The 15,683-nt window shown below is 67.8% G+C and carries 16 protein-coding genes; 5 read left to right on the top strand and 11 right to left on the bottom strand.

The window, feature by feature from the left end; genetic code table 11:
• Positions 1-22: 22 nt before the first annotated feature.
• From manA to AAFP35_RS19475, 3 genes are all read right to left on the bottom strand, one after another.
• On the bottom strand, positions 23-1,273 hold the full coding sequence (gene manA / locus AAFP35_RS19485; protein WP_419223289.1) for a mannose-6-phosphate isomerase, class I: 1,251 nt from the start codon (positions 1,271-1,273) through the stop codon (positions 23-25).
• Positions 1,274-1,278: 5 nt separating this feature from the next.
• Positions 1,279-2,403 carry a hypothetical protein gene (locus AAFP35_RS19480; RefSeq protein ID WP_419223288.1) on the bottom strand — a complete coding sequence of 375 codons (1,125 nt, stop codon included), beginning with the start codon at positions 2,401-2,403 and terminating at the stop codon, positions 1,279-1,281.
• Positions 2,404-2,501: 98 nt separating this feature from the next.
• Positions 2,502-2,984, bottom strand: a complete 483-nt coding sequence (locus AAFP35_RS19475; RefSeq protein WP_419223287.1) for a DUF3499 domain-containing protein — start codon at positions 2,982-2,984, stop codon at positions 2,502-2,504.
• 99 nt (positions 2,985-3,083) lie between these two features.
• On the opposite strand from AAFP35_RS19475, the gene AAFP35_RS19470 reads away from it, so the two are divergent.
• Positions 3,084-3,689: a metallopeptidase family protein gene (locus AAFP35_RS19470; RefSeq protein ID WP_419223286.1), complete on the top strand. Its 606-nt coding sequence runs from the start codon at positions 3,084-3,086 to the stop codon at positions 3,687-3,689.
• 100 nt (positions 3,690-3,789) lie between these two features.
• Here the strand turns inward: AAFP35_RS19470 and AAFP35_RS19465 are convergent, their stop codons facing one another.
• Positions 3,790-4,047, bottom strand: a complete 258-nt coding sequence (locus AAFP35_RS19465; protein ID WP_171011557.1) for a WhiB family transcriptional regulator — start codon at positions 4,045-4,047, stop codon at positions 3,790-3,792.
• A gap of 694 nt (positions 4,048-4,741) precedes the next feature.
• On the opposite strand from AAFP35_RS19465, the gene cofD reads away from it, so the two are divergent.
• Genes cofD through AAFP35_RS19450 form a run of 3 tightly spaced genes read left to right on the top strand, consistent with a single transcriptional unit; the run spans position 4,742 to position 7,742 of the window.
• On the top strand, positions 4,742-5,812 hold the full coding sequence (gene cofD / locus AAFP35_RS19460; protein ID WP_419223285.1) for a 2-phospho-L-lactate transferase: 1,071 nt from the start codon (positions 4,742-4,744) through the stop codon (positions 5,810-5,812).
• The gene (locus tag AAFP35_RS19455) at positions 5,809-7,161 is read left to right on the top strand and encodes a coenzyme F420-0:L-glutamate ligase (protein WP_419223284.1); all 1,353 of its coding nucleotides are present in this window, start codon (positions 5,809-5,811) and stop codon (positions 7,159-7,161) included. The genes cofD and AAFP35_RS19455 overlap by 4 nt, the downstream gene beginning before the upstream one ends.
• A complete protein-coding gene (locus AAFP35_RS19450) occupies positions 7,158-7,742 on the top strand; it encodes an NUDIX domain-containing protein (RefSeq protein WP_419223283.1) in 585 nt (194 codons plus the stop codon). Before AAFP35_RS19455 ends, AAFP35_RS19450 begins: the two co-directional genes overlap by 4 nt.
• A 13-nt stretch (positions 7,743-7,755) precedes the next feature.
• On the opposite strand, the gene glgC is transcribed toward AAFP35_RS19450, so the two are convergent.
• Positions 7,756-8,970 (bottom strand): glucose-1-phosphate adenylyltransferase, encoded by a 1,215-nt coding sequence (glgC, locus tag AAFP35_RS19445; RefSeq protein ID WP_419223282.1) that lies wholly within the window; start codon positions 8,968-8,970, stop codon positions 7,756-7,758.
• A gap of 122 nt (positions 8,971-9,092) precedes the next feature.
• Between glgC and glgA the strand changes: the two genes are divergently transcribed.
• Complete coding sequence (gene glgA / locus AAFP35_RS19440) at positions 9,093-10,259, top strand: glycogen synthase (protein WP_419223281.1); 1,167 nt, start codon at positions 9,093-9,095, stop codon at positions 10,257-10,259.
• A 10-nt stretch (positions 10,260-10,269) separates the two neighbouring features.
• Here glgA and AAFP35_RS19435 read toward each other — a convergent pair whose 3' ends face one another.
• The 6 genes from AAFP35_RS19435 to AAFP35_RS19410 form a co-directional block, all read right to left on the bottom strand.
• A complete protein-coding gene (locus AAFP35_RS19435; protein ID WP_419223280.1) occupies positions 10,270-11,148 on the bottom strand; it encodes a putative RNA methyltransferase in 879 nt (292 codons plus the stop codon).
• A 5-nt stretch (positions 11,149-11,153) separates the two neighbouring features.
• Positions 11,154-11,321 carry a DUF3117 domain-containing protein gene (locus AAFP35_RS19430; protein ID WP_004019232.1) on the bottom strand — a complete coding sequence of 56 codons (168 nt, stop codon included), beginning with the start codon at positions 11,319-11,321 and terminating at the stop codon, positions 11,154-11,156.
• Between the two features lie 133 nt (positions 11,322-11,454).
• Positions 11,455-11,802 carry a DivIVA domain-containing protein gene (locus AAFP35_RS19425; protein WP_419223279.1) on the bottom strand — a complete coding sequence of 116 codons (348 nt, stop codon included), beginning with the start codon at positions 11,800-11,802 and terminating at the stop codon, positions 11,455-11,457.
• An 82-nt stretch (positions 11,803-11,884) separates the two neighbouring features.
• Positions 11,885-12,943 carry a glucosyl-3-phosphoglycerate synthase gene (locus AAFP35_RS19420; RefSeq protein WP_419223278.1) on the bottom strand — a complete coding sequence of 353 codons (1,059 nt, stop codon included), beginning with the start codon at positions 12,941-12,943 and terminating at the stop codon, positions 11,885-11,887.
• Positions 12,940-13,803, bottom strand: coding sequence for a dihydropteroate synthase (gene folP / locus AAFP35_RS19415; protein WP_419223277.1), 864 nt, complete (start codon positions 13,801-13,803; stop codon positions 12,940-12,942). The genes AAFP35_RS19420 and folP overlap by 4 nt, the downstream gene beginning before the upstream one ends.
• A 37-nt stretch (positions 13,804-13,840) precedes the next feature.
• Positions 13,841-15,619: a long-chain-acyl-CoA synthetase gene (locus AAFP35_RS19410; protein ID WP_419223276.1), complete on the bottom strand. Its 1,779-nt coding sequence runs from the start codon at positions 15,617-15,619 to the stop codon at positions 13,841-13,843.
• Positions 15,620-15,683: the final 64 nt, after the last annotated feature.

Here is a 15,683-nt window from a genome sequence, read left to right as displayed (position 1 = left end):
GTCGGGTGACGTCAGGGTGATCTCAGGGGGTTGCGCCGAGCGGCACCAGCGCCCGGAAGAACACCGAGTGCGCGGACGCCGCGTGGACGACCACATCCGGTTCATCGTCACCGATCCACACCGCCTGGCCCGCGGGCACCGTGATCGGTCGGCCGCCTGCCGGACGGACATCGACGGAGCCGTGCAACACCGCGAGGATCTGTGGGCCGGGCATGTCGAAGCAGACCGACGATGCGTGCAGCATGCCGGTGCCGTCGAGCTCGACCCGAGACAACCGGAACTCCGGCGCCTCGGTGAGGTAGATCCGCTCGGTACCGACGGTACGGATCGGCGGCGTCAGACGATCACGGCCGACCGGGGAGAAATCCAGGACGCGGAGCAGTTCCGGGACATCGATGTGTTTGGGTGTGAGCCCGCCCCGTAAGACGTTGTCGGAGTTCGCCATGATCTCGACGCCGGTGCCATGCAGGTACGCGTGCAGATTCCCGGCAGGCAGACACAGACCTTCGCCCGGCTCGAGGTGGATCCGGTTGAGCAAGAGCGCTGCAAGCACACCTGGATCGCGCGGATAGACCTCGCCGAGTTCGAGCACGGTGCGCAACTCCGGGGCGAACCGGGTGCGTCGGGCGCCCAGCACCTCGACCGCACCGGCCAGCACGGCGGGCACCAAGGCGGCAATGGTGGCGTCCGGCAAGGTGAGCCAGGTGGTGAACAGGGCACGCAGCCCCTCCGAATCCGGCTGCCCCGCAAGCATTCCGAGATAGGGATCGAGTTCGCTGACCTGCAGTTCCCGCAGCAACTCGATGGTGACCTCAGGGTCGCGGAAGCCGGCGAGCGCATCGAAGCCGGTGATCGCCACGATCAATTCCGGCTTGTGCCATGGGTCCCGGTAGTTCCGTTCGGGTGCGTCGAGCGCCAGTCCCTGCGCATTCTCCTGTTCGAAGCCCGCCCGCGCCTGCTCGGCGCTCGGGTGCGCCTGTAGCGACAAGGGCTCCTCGGCGGCGAGCACCTTGAGCAAGAAGGGAAGTCGGCCGTCGAATCTCTCCGACGTCGTCGAGCCGAGCATGGCCGCCCGATCGGCGTCGATCGCCGTCAGGAGGTCGACACCCGCATCTCCGTTGGCATCCAGGCATTTCGCCGGGCCTGCGGGGTGCGCACCGAACCACAACTCCGCCTCGGGATGTTGCGATGGAACCGCCTTGCCACGCAGCGCCGCGATCGCCGTGCGCGAACCCCAGGCATACGGGCGCACCACTCCCTCGAGAACCTTCATCGGTGTCAGACCCCGGCCAGGCGCGCGTACACGGCCGCCATCTCGATCCGCAACAACAACACCATCAGCGCCAGCAGGTCTCGCGGGGCGTCACCCGCGAGATCCTCACGCGCAGGCGCGTACGCCGGGGCGGTCGGCTGCGGCGCCGCGCCGTCCTCGTCGGTGCCGACCAACACGTCGAGGTCGCCGAGTCCGTCGAGCCGACGACGCAGGAACCACTCCCGCGTAACGGTCGTGACGACGAACACCCGCGGCGGGTTCTCCGGTGCGGGACCGTCGATCTCGGGGTCGTAGAAGATCGAATCCGTCGGGGCCGAGCCACTGCGCTCGGACCAGTCCCGAACCACCCGCACGGCGTCGGTCACCTCTCCGACCGCGCTGATCACCCCGGCGAGGGCCACCAGCGAATGCGCCGCCTGCGCGGCCACCTCGGCGGTCCCGGCGGTGTCACCGGCCCAGATCGACGCGCGCCCGGACAGCCGAGCCGCCAACGACTTCGCGCGGTTGCGAAAACTCTCGTTACCCGGATGGTTCGCCACCGCCTCCCCATCGAGCGCGTCGGCGAGCTCGGTGAGCTCGGGAGCCTGACCGGTGAACCGGACCTCCGTCAGCGCGACGAACACTGCGAGCAGTGCTGCGACGATCCCGGCGAACCGGAACCGAGGATCCACCCGGACTCGCGGCGAGAGATCGATTCCACTGCCGCCCAACGCATCTCGGAGAGGACCCTCGATCGGGGCGGCAACGACCACTTCGGCACGCCGCCGCAACGAGCGAGCCGCGGCATCGGCCAGAACCAGGTCACCGGCGTCATCGCCCGCGAGCACCACCACGTCGAGCGGACCGATCCACCCGGGCAGTGCCGGAGCACACACGATGGGTACGTCGATTCGCGCGCCCACCGCCGCGATCACCAGCTGCGCGGCCGAGCGGGCCACGCCGGTCGTCGCGCACACGATGACCACACTGCGCGGCCGGAGATGCCCGAGCGGTTCCAGGACCCCTTCACGTTGCGCCTCGGCGACCGACCGGACCTGGGCACCCGCCAACGCCACCCCGTGGAGCAGTCCCTCCACGTCGGCCGCGATCAACTCCTCGACATCGTCGAGGTCGGGCACACCGGTACGCATGACACATACCTTAGTGCCTCGGACCCCATGTCTGCCGCTGGTATTCGGTGGTACCGACCCGCGAGACCGGTCGATCGACGACCGGCACGACGGGATCGTCAATCGATGGGATCCGGCAGGACGCGCAGGTGTCCGCGACGACCGGGACGCGGACGTGACCCCTGTCCGGACCGTCGAGACGCCTCGTCGGCGGGCCCGGATGCGTCGGCGGCTCGTGGGCTCATCCGGCCGACGCGGTGCCGGCCGCCGTACGTGTCGTCGGCGCCGTCGTGGCGATCCGGCCATCCATCCGACGCCTCGACGCGGTCGGAACCGCCCACCTCACGCACCGCCTCGGCGAGTGCGGTCAACTCGTAGTCCTCGGCGATCGGCGCGGAGAAGCCGCGCTCGCTGCGCATCATCTCCCACCCCCGAGGGACGGTGATCCGGCGCGCATGGTCTTCACAGAGATCCCACGAGTGCGGCTCCGCCGCGCTGGCCAGTGGCCCCACCACTGCCGTTGATTCGGCATACACAAAGGTCAGGGTCGCCACCGCCACGCGAGCGCAGCCCGGCCTGCAGCACTGTCGGGGAAGCTTCACGCTGAAGAGATTATCCCGGCGTCCGGTTCAGGTCGTCGGCGACACGCGCGAACGGCCCCGCCGCAAGACAGACACCCCGCGGATCCTTAGACTCACACCATGCGTTTCGATCCGCCTCGGCCGTCGCGCGGACGGGCCGACGACCCTCGCGGTCGCGGCCAGGAAGCCCGCGCCCGCGCCTCGGACGCGCGGGCATCGGATGCCCGCGGTCGCGGCGGTGACCTGCGGCCCGCCCAGCTACGCCTGTCCGCCCGACGCGCCCGCATCCGCGATCGTCGCGGCCGCGGCCTCCGCTCGCCGCTGTTGCCACAATCCGTGCCGGCCTTCGCAACGCGGGCGGACAACTTCGACACCGTGGCACTCGAGGCATTCGCCGAGATCGACAGCCGTTGGCACGATGAACTCGACGGTCTCGACATCGCCGTCGACGACATACCGCGCATGCTGCCCCGGGACCCCGAGTCGATTCAGTGGCCAGACGAGGTCACCGCGGACGGCGCGGTACCGCTGGCCCGGCTCATCCCGGCCGGGGTCGACGTCCACGGACAACCGACCCGCGCCCAGATCATCCTGTTCCGGCGGCCTCTGGAGATCCGAGGCAAACGGGGCGCAGATCTTCTCGAACTCGTCCACGAGGTGTTGGTGCAACAGGTCGCCACCCACCTCGGTCTCGACGAGGACACCATCGACCGCGGGCCGGAGTGACGCGCTCGGCGTGACCGGCCGGGGTCGATCGCGGGCGATCGGGTGCCGGACGAACCGTGCGCCCGGATCACCCCGATCGCTCGACCGACGACGATCGGGCTCAGATGATGCCGCGCTTGAGGCGACGACGCTCGCGCTCGGACAGCCCGCCCCAGATACCGAAGCGTTCGTCGTTGTGCAGCGCGTACTCAAGGCATTCGGACTTGACCTCACATCCCTGGCAGATGCGCTTGGCCTCGCGGGTGGATCCACCCTTCTCGGGGAAGAACGCCTCCGGGTCGGTCTGCGCACACAGGGCGCGGTCTTGCCACTGCTCTTCGACAGCATCGAAGAGATCGTCAAAATCGTTGGGCACCAAGGAAAGATGACGCCCTTGCGACGAACCCGAGGCGTCGCCGAGACCGGGGAAACCAGCGCCACCAGACGCCATCATCGACGAATCACCGTGAACGCCAACGTTATTGGTTGCCATGTCCGCTTCGACCGGCTCGACGGAGTCAGTCGAGGCGGCAACGGGTTTGATCGGATCGGAATAGTTGCGTGGTTCAAGGGGATTGCCGATCGGATTCTCAAAAGCCATCGTCGGCGCCTCCTAGCTCGAGAAGTCTGTCAGTTCCAGTAATCGGGGATTCGCGGCCACGTGCCGCTCCACCACATCTGCCCACACCATCGATCTCTACCGTGTGTCCGGGCCTCACGCCCACCGAGCCATTCGAACAAATGATCGAAAACCTTGCGCTCCATCAGTTCTCGATCTCAAACTCGGAATGACACTGATGTGATTACACACGGGATGGGGTGTCGCGGTCAAGTTAAAGCGAAAGATTCCTTAATACCATCCGTGCTCGAATTCCAACCGTCATGACACGTGCGCGTGTCCAGGCTTCGGCAATATCACACATCTGCCATCACCTCCCCCGAAATCGCCACCCATGGTAGCGAATCCTCGGCCCGATCTTCGCCTCGCCGTCGGTTCGAACCGCTGACCACGCGAAATGTCGTCGCCGACCGCGGTCGAGACCCTCGCCCGCGGAATCACTAGAGTGAACGAGGTGAAAGTGACGGTCCTAGTGGGTGGCGTCGGCGGCGCCCGTTTCCTCTCCGGCGTCCGGGAACTGCTCGGTCCCACGCCCTTTCCCGCTCCGGTGGATCCGGCGACCGGCGAGTCCCTCCCGGTGGCACAAGATCATCCGTCCGGCCGACATGAGATCACCGCGATCGTCAACGTCGGCGACGACGCCTGGATGCACGGCGTGCGGATCTGTCCCGATCTCGACACCTGTATGTACACGCTCGGCGGCGGCATCGACTGCGAACGCGGCTGGGGCCGGGTCGGCGAGACCTGGCACGCGAAGGAGGAACTCGCCGCCTACGGAGCCGATCCGGACTGGTTCGGACTCGGCGACCGCGATCTGGCCACACATCTGATCCGGACGCAGATGCTCGACGCCGGCTACCGATTGTCGGATGTGACCGCGGCGCTGTGCCGTCGGTGGCAACCTGGTGTACGGCTGCTCCCGGTCACCGACGACCGCCACGAGACCCATGTGGTGGTCGCGAAACCCGGTGGTGCCGATGACGAACGGATCGCCATCCACTTCCAGGAATGGTGGGTGCGGCACCGCGCGGGGATCCCCACCTTCGGATTCGCCCAGGTGGGTTCCGACGAAGCACAGGCGGCGCCCGGGGTCATCGAAGCCGTGGCCGAGGCCGACGTCGTCCTGCTCGCACCCAGCAATCCGGTGGTCAGCATCGGGGCGATCGTGAGTGTGCCCGGGCTGCGCAGTGCACTGCGTACCACCGCGGCGCCGGTCGTCGGGGTCTCGCCGGTGATCGACAATCGCCCGCTACGCGGCATGGCAGACGAATGTCTGTCGGTGATCGGTGTCCAGACGTCGGCGGAGGCGATCGCGGCGCACTACGGTGCACGCAGTGGCAACGGACTTCTCGACGGCTGGCTCATCGCCGACGGCGATCATGCAGACGTCGACGGCATCGCGATCGGCAGCGCTCCCCTGCTCATGTCCGATCCGGCGACCACGGCCGACATGGTCCGCGCCGCGTGCCGACTCGTCGGGGTGCCCACCCCGGATGTGAACGTCGGCTCCGGGAGTGCATCGTGACGGCGCCCGGCGACCACCGCGCGCCCGGGCGGCTGGAGATCCTGCCGGTGACCGGGCTCGGTGAGTTCGGCCCCGACAGCGATATCGCGACGGAGCTCCTCGGTGCGGCACCGTGGCTCACCGACGGCGACGTGGTGGTGGTGACCAGCAAGATCTTCTCCAAGACCGAAGGCCGCATGGTGTCCGCCCCGACCGATCCAGACGAACGGGACACGCTGCGCCGCAAGCTGATCGACGACGAAACGGTTCGCGTCCTGGCACGCAAGAACCGCACGCTGATCACCGAGAACCGAATCGGGCTCGTCCAGGCCGCCGCAGGCGTCGACGGATCGAATGTGGCCGGAGACCAGCTCGCCCTGCTCCCGGTCGACCCCGACGCCAGCGCGGCAGGCCTGCGCCGTCGGCTGCGCGAGACCGCGGGCATCGACGTCGCAGTGATCGTCACGGACACGATGGGCCGGGCCTGGCGCAACGGCCAGACCGACGTCGCCATCGGCGCCGCGGGCATCCGTGTCTCACACCCCTACGACGGCTCGGTCGACACCTACGGCAATCCGCTGGTGGTCACCGACATCGCCGTCGCCGACGAGATCGCGGCCGCCGCCGACCTGGTGAAGGGCAAGCTGACCGGCGTGCCCGTCGCGGTGGTCCGCGGCCTGGCACCGGTCGACGACGGGTCGAACGCCGCCGACCTCATCCGCCCCGCCGACGAGGATCTGTTCCGCCTCGGTACCGCCGAGGCGATCGAACTCGGTCGACGGCAGGCGCTGCTGACCCGTAGGTCGGTGCGGACCTTCGCCGACGAACCCGTCGACGAGACCGAGATGTCGGAGGCCTTCGCCGAGGCACTCACCGCACCGGCCCCGCATCACACCCATCCGGTGCGGTTCGTGTGGGTGCGGTCGGCGCAACGACGCACCCGGTTGCTCGACAATATGGCCGCCGCCTGGCGCGCCGACCTGGCAGGTGACGACAAGACACCGGAATCCATCGACAAGCGGGTGCGACGGGGCCAGATCCTGTACGACGCACCCGAACTGGTCATCCCCCTGCTGGTCCCCGACGGTGCGCACGACTACCCCGACGACCGTCGCCGGGCGGCCGAACACACCATGTTCACGGTGGCGGCAGGCGGGGCGGTCTCCGCACTGCTGGTGGCGCTGTCGGCTCGTGGGATCGGCAGTTGCTGGATCGGGTCCACCATCTTCGCGCCGGACATCGTCCGCGAGGTACTCGAGCTCGACGACGACGCCGAACCGCTCGGTGCGATCGCCATCGGCCACCCGGCCGACGAGATCACGGGCCTGCGCCCGCCGGCCGACACCACCGGTTTGGTGGTGCTGCGATGAGCGCGGAGTCCCTACACGCGTCCGCGAGCAGCATCCTGGGCGCCTGGAACGCCCCCGATCTCGAGCAGGACTCGCTACGCCACACCTATCGGGCCTTTGTCGACGCGACCCCGCAGGCGTGCCTACGCGCCTGCGCCGCAGGACATCTCACCGGATCAGCCATCGTCTTCGACGCCGCACTGAGCCACGTGCTGCTCACGCTGCACCCACGTGTGGGCAAGTGGGTGCAACTCGGCGGACACTGCGAGGAGACCGACGAGACGCTCGGTGACGCCGCCGCCCGCGAGGCAGCCGAGGAGTCCGGCATCGCCGACCTGCGTCTGACCGCAGGCCCGGTACACCTGCACACCCACCCGATCACGTGTTCGCTCGGCGTCCCGACCCGGCATCTCGACGTGCGGTATGCGGCGGTCGCCCCATCGGCGGGCACCGAACTCCCCCAGATCGTCCGGAGTTCGGAGTCGGTCGATCTCGCGTGGTGGCCGATCGATGCGCTACCCGCGGACACCGATGCCGAGACCATCCCCACGCTGATCAGACACGGACTCGCGGCCTGCCGCGCCGAGGGCCTCGGTCGGTGACCGCCGAACCCGGTCAGATCCGGATCCCCTTGCCGACCGTCACCACGCCGCCGGCACTGATCGAGTAGTGCTCTCGATCCACCTCGTGGTCGACGCCCACCTGCATGCCCTCGCCGACGACGACGTTCTTGTCCAGGATGGCGCGTCGGACGACGGCACCCTTCCCGACCCGCACGCCGGGCATCAGGACGCTGCCCTCCACGATCGCACCGTCCTCGATGGCGACATTCGCCGACAACACCGAGTCACTCACCGTCGCAGCCGAAATGATGCAACCGGCACCGACCACGGAGTCCTGTGCGGTACCGCCCTGCACGAACTTGGCGGGCGGCAGGTTCACCGTCTCGCCACGGATCGGCCACCGGCGGTTGTAGAGATTGAAGATGGGGTGCACCGACACCAGGTCCATGTGCGCGTCGTAGAAGGCGTCGAGAGTCCCCACATCACGCCAGTAGCCCTTGTCGCGCTCCGTCTCACCGGGCACCTCGTTGTCCTTGAAGTCGTAGACGAAAGCCGACCCCCGGCGGACGAACGCCGGGATGATGTCACCGCCCATGTCGTGGTCGGAGTCGAGGTCGGCGGCATCCGAACGGATCGCGTCGACCAGGGCTTCGGTGGTGAACACGTAGTTGCCCATCGACGCGAAGGTCACGTCCGGATCGTCGGGGGTGCCAGGCGGATCGCTGGGCTTCTCGAGGAACTGGGTGATGCGCCCGGATTCGTCGGAGTCGATGCAGCCGAAGGCGAACGCCTCCGACCGCGGGACCCGGATACCGGCCACGGTCACGTCGGCGCCGGACTCGATGTGCGCCTCCACCATCTGCGACGGGTCCATCCGGTAGACGTGGTCGGCACCGAAGACGACGATGTACTCCGGCTGTTCGTCGGTGATGAGGTTCATCGACTGGAAGATGGCGTCTGCGCTGCCGGTGTACCAGCGCGGGCCGAGACGCTGCTGGGCCGGAACCGGGGTGATGTACTCGCCGTGGAACCCCGACGAGAACCAGGTCTGCGAGATGTGGCGGTCCAGGGAATGCGACTTGTATTGCGTGAGCACACAGATGCGTTCGTAGCCCGCGTTGACGAGATTCGACAGGACGAAGTCGATGAGCCGATAGGCGCCGCCGAACGGGACCGCGGGCTTCGCGCGGTCCATCGTGAGCGGGTAGAGACGCTTCCCCTCACCGCCTGCGAGGACGATTCCGAGCACGTGCGGCTGTGATCTCACCTCCCCAACTTAACCGGCATCGCAGGTGCGGGCCAGATGAATCGCGCCAGTCGGTGACGGGTCGGGAAGTTTCTCGGACACAGAGATGGCAAACGCCCGAGGTTGGCATTAGCGTCGTGCCCATGAGGGTGGCGATGATGACCCGGGAGTACCCACCCGAGGTGTACGGCGGTGCCGGTGTGCACGTGACAGAACTCGTGCGACACCTGCGCGACCTCGCCACGGTCGACGTCCACTGCATGGGCGCCGAACGCGACACCGCCCATGTCTACCAACCCGATCCGGGGCTCGCCGGCGCCAACGCCGCGATCACCACGCTGTCGGCAGACCTGCGGATGGCGGTCGGTGCGGCCGCCGGGGAGCTGGCGCACTCGCACACGTGGTACACCGGGCTGGCCGGCCATCTGGCCGCCCGACTGCACGACATCCCGCACGTGATGACCGCACATTCGCTGGAGCCGATGCGTCCGTGGAAAGCCGAACAACTCGGCGGCGGATACCAGGTGTCGAGTTGGGTCGAGCGCAACGCGGTCGAGTACGCCGATGCGGTCATCGCGGTGAGTTCGGGGATGCGCAGCGATGTCTGCAACACCTATCCGCGAGTGGATCCCGAGCGGGTTCACGTGGTGCGCAACGGTATCGACACGACCAGGTGGTATCCCGTGGCCGAGCCGTTCGGTCCGGGGACGGCACCGAGCGACATGGGGCTGGACCCCGACCGCCCGGTCGTCGCTTTCGTCGGTCGCATCACCCGGCAGAAGGGTGTCCCACATCTGATCGCGGCCGCCCACCACTTCGACCCGTCGATCCAGCTCGTGTTGTGCGCCGGTGCCCCCGACACCCCGGAGATCGGGGCGGAGGTCTCCTCGGCGGTCGCCGCCCTGGCCGCCGAGCGCGACGGGGTGCACTGGGTGCGCGACATGCTTTCACATGACCGCATCCGCGAAATACTCACCGCCGCGAGCGTTTTCATCTGCCCGTCGGTGTACGAACCATTGGGCATCGTCAATCTGGAGGCGATGGCGTGCGGCACCGCCGTCGTCGCCTCCAAGGTCGGGGGCATCCCGGAGGTGGTCATGGACAACGTGACCGGCAGGCTGGTGGACTTCGACCCGGCCGATCCACGAACGTTCGAACATGCGCTCGCCGACACGGTGAACGCCGTGGTCGCCGATCCGGCCGCAGCCCGATCGATGGGATCGGCCGGACGAGCACGCGCCGAGGACGAGTTCTCGTGGAGCACCATCGCCGAGCAGACCGTGCAGGTCTATCGGACCGTCCTGCATTGACCGCGACAGGTCAGCGCGGCCGCCACGTCGTCACGGTCACCGAGACGGTGACGGGCAGCGTCGCGCCCTGCCCGGCCACCGCCTGTGCACCACGGTCGATCTCCGCGGACGTCGCGTGAAAGGCCGAGGGGCCCATCGCGACCAGGTCGGCGATGGCGGCGGCACCGAGCTCGTGTTCGGTGCGCACGACGGCGGTGTCGGCGGCGGCGAAGACGTCGTCGAGAGCTGCCTGCAGCCGTTCGTCCTTGTCGGCGCCCACGGCGAGCATGCCCATCGGGTCGACGATCTCGGCGAGGTGATCGGCATTCGGCGTGACCACCGCCAGCACACCGTCGCGATGCAGGACGCGGCCGAACTCGGCGACGTTACGGGGCGAGAAGATCGAGAGGATCGCGCCGACCGACCCCGAAGCGATCGGCAGCGGACGCCAGATGTCGGCGACGACGGCCGCCGACCGTGGATGCACCTTCGCGATCGCGCGGGCACAGTACTTCGACAGATCGATGCCGAGACCTCGCGCGGTGGGCGTCCGATCGAGACATCGGGCCAGATAGTGGCCGGTCCCCGCGCCGGCATCCACCATCATGTCGGGCCCGTCCGTGGACGCCGTCGAGGCGACGAGATCGGCGACCGTGTCCGCGACGGAGTCGAACACTCCTGAGGCGTGGACACGCCGTCGGGCGGCGACCATCGCGGCGGTGTCGGAGAGATGATGTCCCGCGCGCCCGTCGAGCAGCGACACGTAACCCTGTCGGGCGATGTCGAAACGGTGGCCTGCGTCGTCGCACACCAGCGATCCGGAGTCGGGTGCGACGCGCAGATCGGCCGTGCACACCGGACATCGCAACACGGCCTCGACCGCGCGGAGCCCGGCCGCGCCGTCGGCCACCCGACTCAGCCGGTGACCCCGCGCAACTCCTCGCCCAAAGCGGCGGCCTCGTCAGCGGTCAACTCGACCACGAGACGTCCACCACCTTCGATCGGAATCCTGACAACGATTCCACGCCCTTCCTTGGCCGCTTCGAGGGGGCCGTCCCCAGTACGTGGCTTCATCGCCGCCATTCTCGAACTCCTTCCAGAGCATTCGCCACACCGTGTGGAACAACGCCCCGACATGTACCGGCCATGTCGCAGACGCCTGGTCCATGATACGTCCTGGCCACGGTGTCGCCCCCGCGCACGGTGTCGCGTCGTGTCACGGAGCAGTCGGGTTCTGCCCCGCCGGACCGCCGGTGGCGGCCTGCGAATCCTCGCCGTCACGCCGCTGGAGGTCGTGCACCACACCGCGCAACTCGTCGAGCTCACGAGCGAGCTTCTCCAATGCCCAGTCCACCTCGGTGGGCGAATATCCCCGGAAGGTCTGTGCGAAAGCGAGGTCCCGGACGTTGTCGCCGGTGATGCCCGCACGGGGTAGTCGGGTGAGTGTGGTGCCGCGTTCGAGCGGGGGCAGTTCCTCGCCCCGCCCGAACACGAACCAGACCGCAGCGAAAACCGCGGCCACCACGACGGCCATGATCAGCAGGTACAGCAGCAACGTCTGCATGACATCCATGGTGGCAGACCGCGGCCGCCGACCCGACACGGCGCGACGATGCGGTCGTCGACGACGCGCCGTCAGGCCCGACTCAGGAGGCCATCTCCGTATCGACGGGCTCGGCCGGGCGCAATGTGTTCATCGGCGGACGATCCTCGAGGTACACCTCGGTGGTGTGCGGCGTGAACGAACCATCGGGTTCGGCCGTGAACTGGGTCAGCCCGATCCCGGAATCCTCGATACCGCAACGACGCATCAGGGTTCCCACGATCTGTCGGCTCATCACCCCGAGCTCGACGAGCGGCCGGTTGCGATGTGTGCGCACACCGAGATTGACCTGTCCGATGCCTTCGAGCCCGTAGCGGTCGAAGGTGTCGACGAGCAGTCCGATCTCGACACCGTAGCCGGGGGCGAACGGCACCGACGAGAGCAGTTCCCGGGTGCCCGCGTATTCGCCGCCGAGCGGCTGCAGCACCCCGGTCAGGTCCGGGCGCTGCGAGGCCAGCAACGGACGCGCGACCAGCTCGGTCACCCGCCCGCCCCCGTTGGCGTCGTGTTGACCACCGGTCCGCAGGGGACGGCGGTAGTAGCCCTTGACCAGTTGGATACGCGAATCGATCAGCAGCGGCCCGAGCATCTTCGGCACGAACATCGGGTCTGGGTCGATGAGGTCGGAGTCGACGAAGGCGATGATGTCGCCGGTCGCCGCGGCGATGGACCGCCAGAGCACCTCGCCCTTGCCCTTGACCGGGTCGAGTTCGGGAACGGCCTGCTCGCGGCTGATCACCGTCGCGCCCGCGGCACGTGCACGTTCCGCGGTGGCATCGGTGGAGCCGGAGTCGAGCACGATCAGTTCGTCGACGAGCGTTCCGTACAGGGGACGGATGGAGGCGATCACGTCGGCGACGGTCTCCTCCTCGTCGAGGGCGGGCAGCACCACCGACACGGTGCGACCGGCCTTGGCGGCGACGAGCTCGTCGATGGTCCAGTCCGGTTGTTCCCAGGTGTGGGTCGCGGCCCACCTCCTGCGGGCGCTGGTGGCGTCGGACGGATGGGTGTCCGCGGGGGTCGGCCAGATGGCTGTCTTGTCACGGTTGTTGGCTGTTGTCGCCGTGTGGCGGTTCCGGGTCCGGCGTACCTGTTCGGTCATGCGAGTCCCCTGACTGTTCGGGCGGGTGATCGAGTCCCCGCGATGGCAGCGACCATGTCGACCACGCGACGGGTCGCGGCGACCTCGTGGACACGAAAGATCCGTGCGCCTGCAGCGGCACTCAGAGCTGTCGCGGCCAAGGTCCCCTCGAGCCGTTCATCGAGATCCACACCCAGAGTCTCCCCTACGAAGTCCTTGTTGCTCAGCGCCATAAGCACTGGCCAGCCGGTATTAACAAGAACGTTCACGTGGCGTAACAAGGCGAGCCCGTGGTGGGTGTTCTTGCCGAAATCATGTGTCGGATCGATCACGATCGAGTCCCGCTCGACACCTGCCTCGAGCGCCCTGCGGGCCGCTCCGGTCACCTCGTCGACGACATCGGCGACCACGTCGTCGTAGGCGACGCGGTGTGGACGGGTGCGCACGACGGCTCCACCGGTGTGCGAGCAGACGATCCCGGCCCGCGCTGCCGCAGCCACCTTGACCAGATCCTGATCGGCGCCCGCCCAGGTGTCGTTGATGAGATCGGCACCCACGGCGCACGCGCGCTGCGCCACCTCGCTGCGCCAGGTGTCCACGCTGATGAGGACGTCGGGGTAGCGCTCGCGCACCCACGCGATCATCGGGACAACGCGCTCGGTCTCGGTCGCGGCGTCGACGTCGTCGCCCGGTCCCGCCTTCACGCCCCCGATGTCGACGATGTCGGCGCCTTCGTCGACCACTCGTGCCACCCGCTCCTGGGCAGCCGTGTCCGTGAAGCTCGCGCCTTTGTCGTAGAACGAGTCCGGCGTCCGATTGACGATCGCCATGACCAGGGCACGGTCGGTCGCGACGGGTTTACCGCACAACGTCGGAAGCATGCGTCCCAGGGTAACGATGCCCGCTCAGACGGACAGGTCAGCCCTTCGGCGCCTTGGCATTCGCCACGTGGTCGACATAGCCGTCGTAGAAGTCGACGTATCCCTCACCGCGCCCGGCGAGCACGTACACCGGGTCGTCCCCGGTCTTCTCGTAGCCCTCCTCGCGCAGCTCGACCTTACGGTTCTTGAATGTCGAGGTCTGCTCGAGATGGTCGACGACGCGCAGGAACAGCGGGACCGCATACGCCGGCAGCACCGAGTACAGGTGCGCGGCCAGTTCACCGAGATCCAGGTCGGTGCCCTCGCGCAACGTGATCGCACCCATCCCGGCACGACCGTCGGTGCCCGGGACGGCGACGCCGTAAACCACCGACTGTTCGATCGCGCCGAACGAATCGAGTGCTGCCTCGACCTCGGTGGTCGCCACGTTCTCGCCCTTCCAACGGAAGGTGTCGCCGAGGCGGTCGACGAAGGCGATGTGTGAGAAGCCCTGATCCCGGACGAGGTCTCCGGAGTTGAAGTAAGCGTCACCCGCTTTGAAGGCGTCACGCACGATCTTCTTCTCGGTCGCCTCGGCGTCCGTGTAACCGTCGAGCGGAACCCGCTCGCTGATCTCGGCGATGAGCAGGCCCGTCCCGCCTTTACCGACCTCGGTGAGCCGTCCCTCGGCGTCACGCCGGGGTTCACCGTGCTCGTCGTACTCGACGATCTTGTAGGGCAACGGACAGAACCCCGCCGTCCGGTCGACGCTGAACGCGTTGACGAAGGCCAGATTGAGTTCGCTCGCCCCGTAGAACTCCACGATGCGTTCGATGCCGAAGCGCTCGGCGAACCGATCCCAGATCTCCGGGCGCATGCCGTTGCCGATGATCACCTTGACCGCGTGCTGACGATCGGTCGGCTTCTCCGGCTGCGCCAGCAGGTACCGGCACAGTTCACCGATGTAGCAGAACGCGGTGGCCCGGTTGAGGATCACCTCGTCCCAGAATCGCGACGCGGAGAACTGCCGCCCGATGGCGATACACGCCCCCGAGGCCAGCACCGATGCCAGCGCCACCGACAACGCGTTGTTGTGGTAGAGCGGCAGCGGAACGTACATGGTGTCGCTGTGCCGCAAACGCACTGCGAGACCGCCGATTCCGGACAGACTGGCCAGCCACCGGTTGTGGCTCATGACGCTCGCCTTGGGCAGCCCGGTGGTGCCGGAGGTGAAGATGTAGAACGCCTTGGTGGACGCGGGCAGTGTCTCGGTGACGTCCGGATTGCGCTCCGAACGCCCCTCGGCGGCCGCGTCGAAGGCGGCGTAGTCGAAGACGTGATCGGGCAGCACCGACGACGGGATCGACTCGAAGGCCTCGGCACAGTCGGGATCGTGGACCAGCACCGTCGCGTCGAGCAGCTTCATGCTGTGCTCGATGACGTTGCCGCGCTGGTTGTAGTTGAGCATGCCTGCGACCGCACCGAGTTTGACGGTCGCGAGCATGAGCATGAGTTCGGTCGGCGAGTTCTTGGCCAGGATGCCGACCACGTCGCCACGACCGACACCGCGGTCGGCGAGCACCGCGGCATACCGGTTGACGCGACGGTTGGCCTCGCCGTAGGTCATCGACCGGCCCTCGAAGCGGATGAACGGGCGATCCGGGTGTGCCGACGCATGCTTCTGGAAGATCGAACCGATGGTGCGCTTGGCCTCCGGCGGACGACGGATCAGTCCGGGCGCATGTCGAGCCATGCTCGTGGCATGCGGGGCCATCTTCACGACGCCACGGATCAGGTCGGTGAGACCGACGGCGTCGTGGGTGTCACTGCTCGGCATCAGGCAACTACTCCGCTTCTTCGTGGGTGGCCGGTCGCGACAATGCGCGTTGACGGACTATGAC

The organism is Gordonia sp. CPCC 206044, from assembly GCF_048537895.1.
Taxonomy (GTDB): Bacteria; Actinomycetota; Actinomycetes; order Mycobacteriales; family Mycobacteriaceae; genus Gordonia.
The sequence above is the reverse complement of the archived record's forward strand: the minus strand, read 5'-3'. Positions and strand labels throughout refer to the sequence as shown.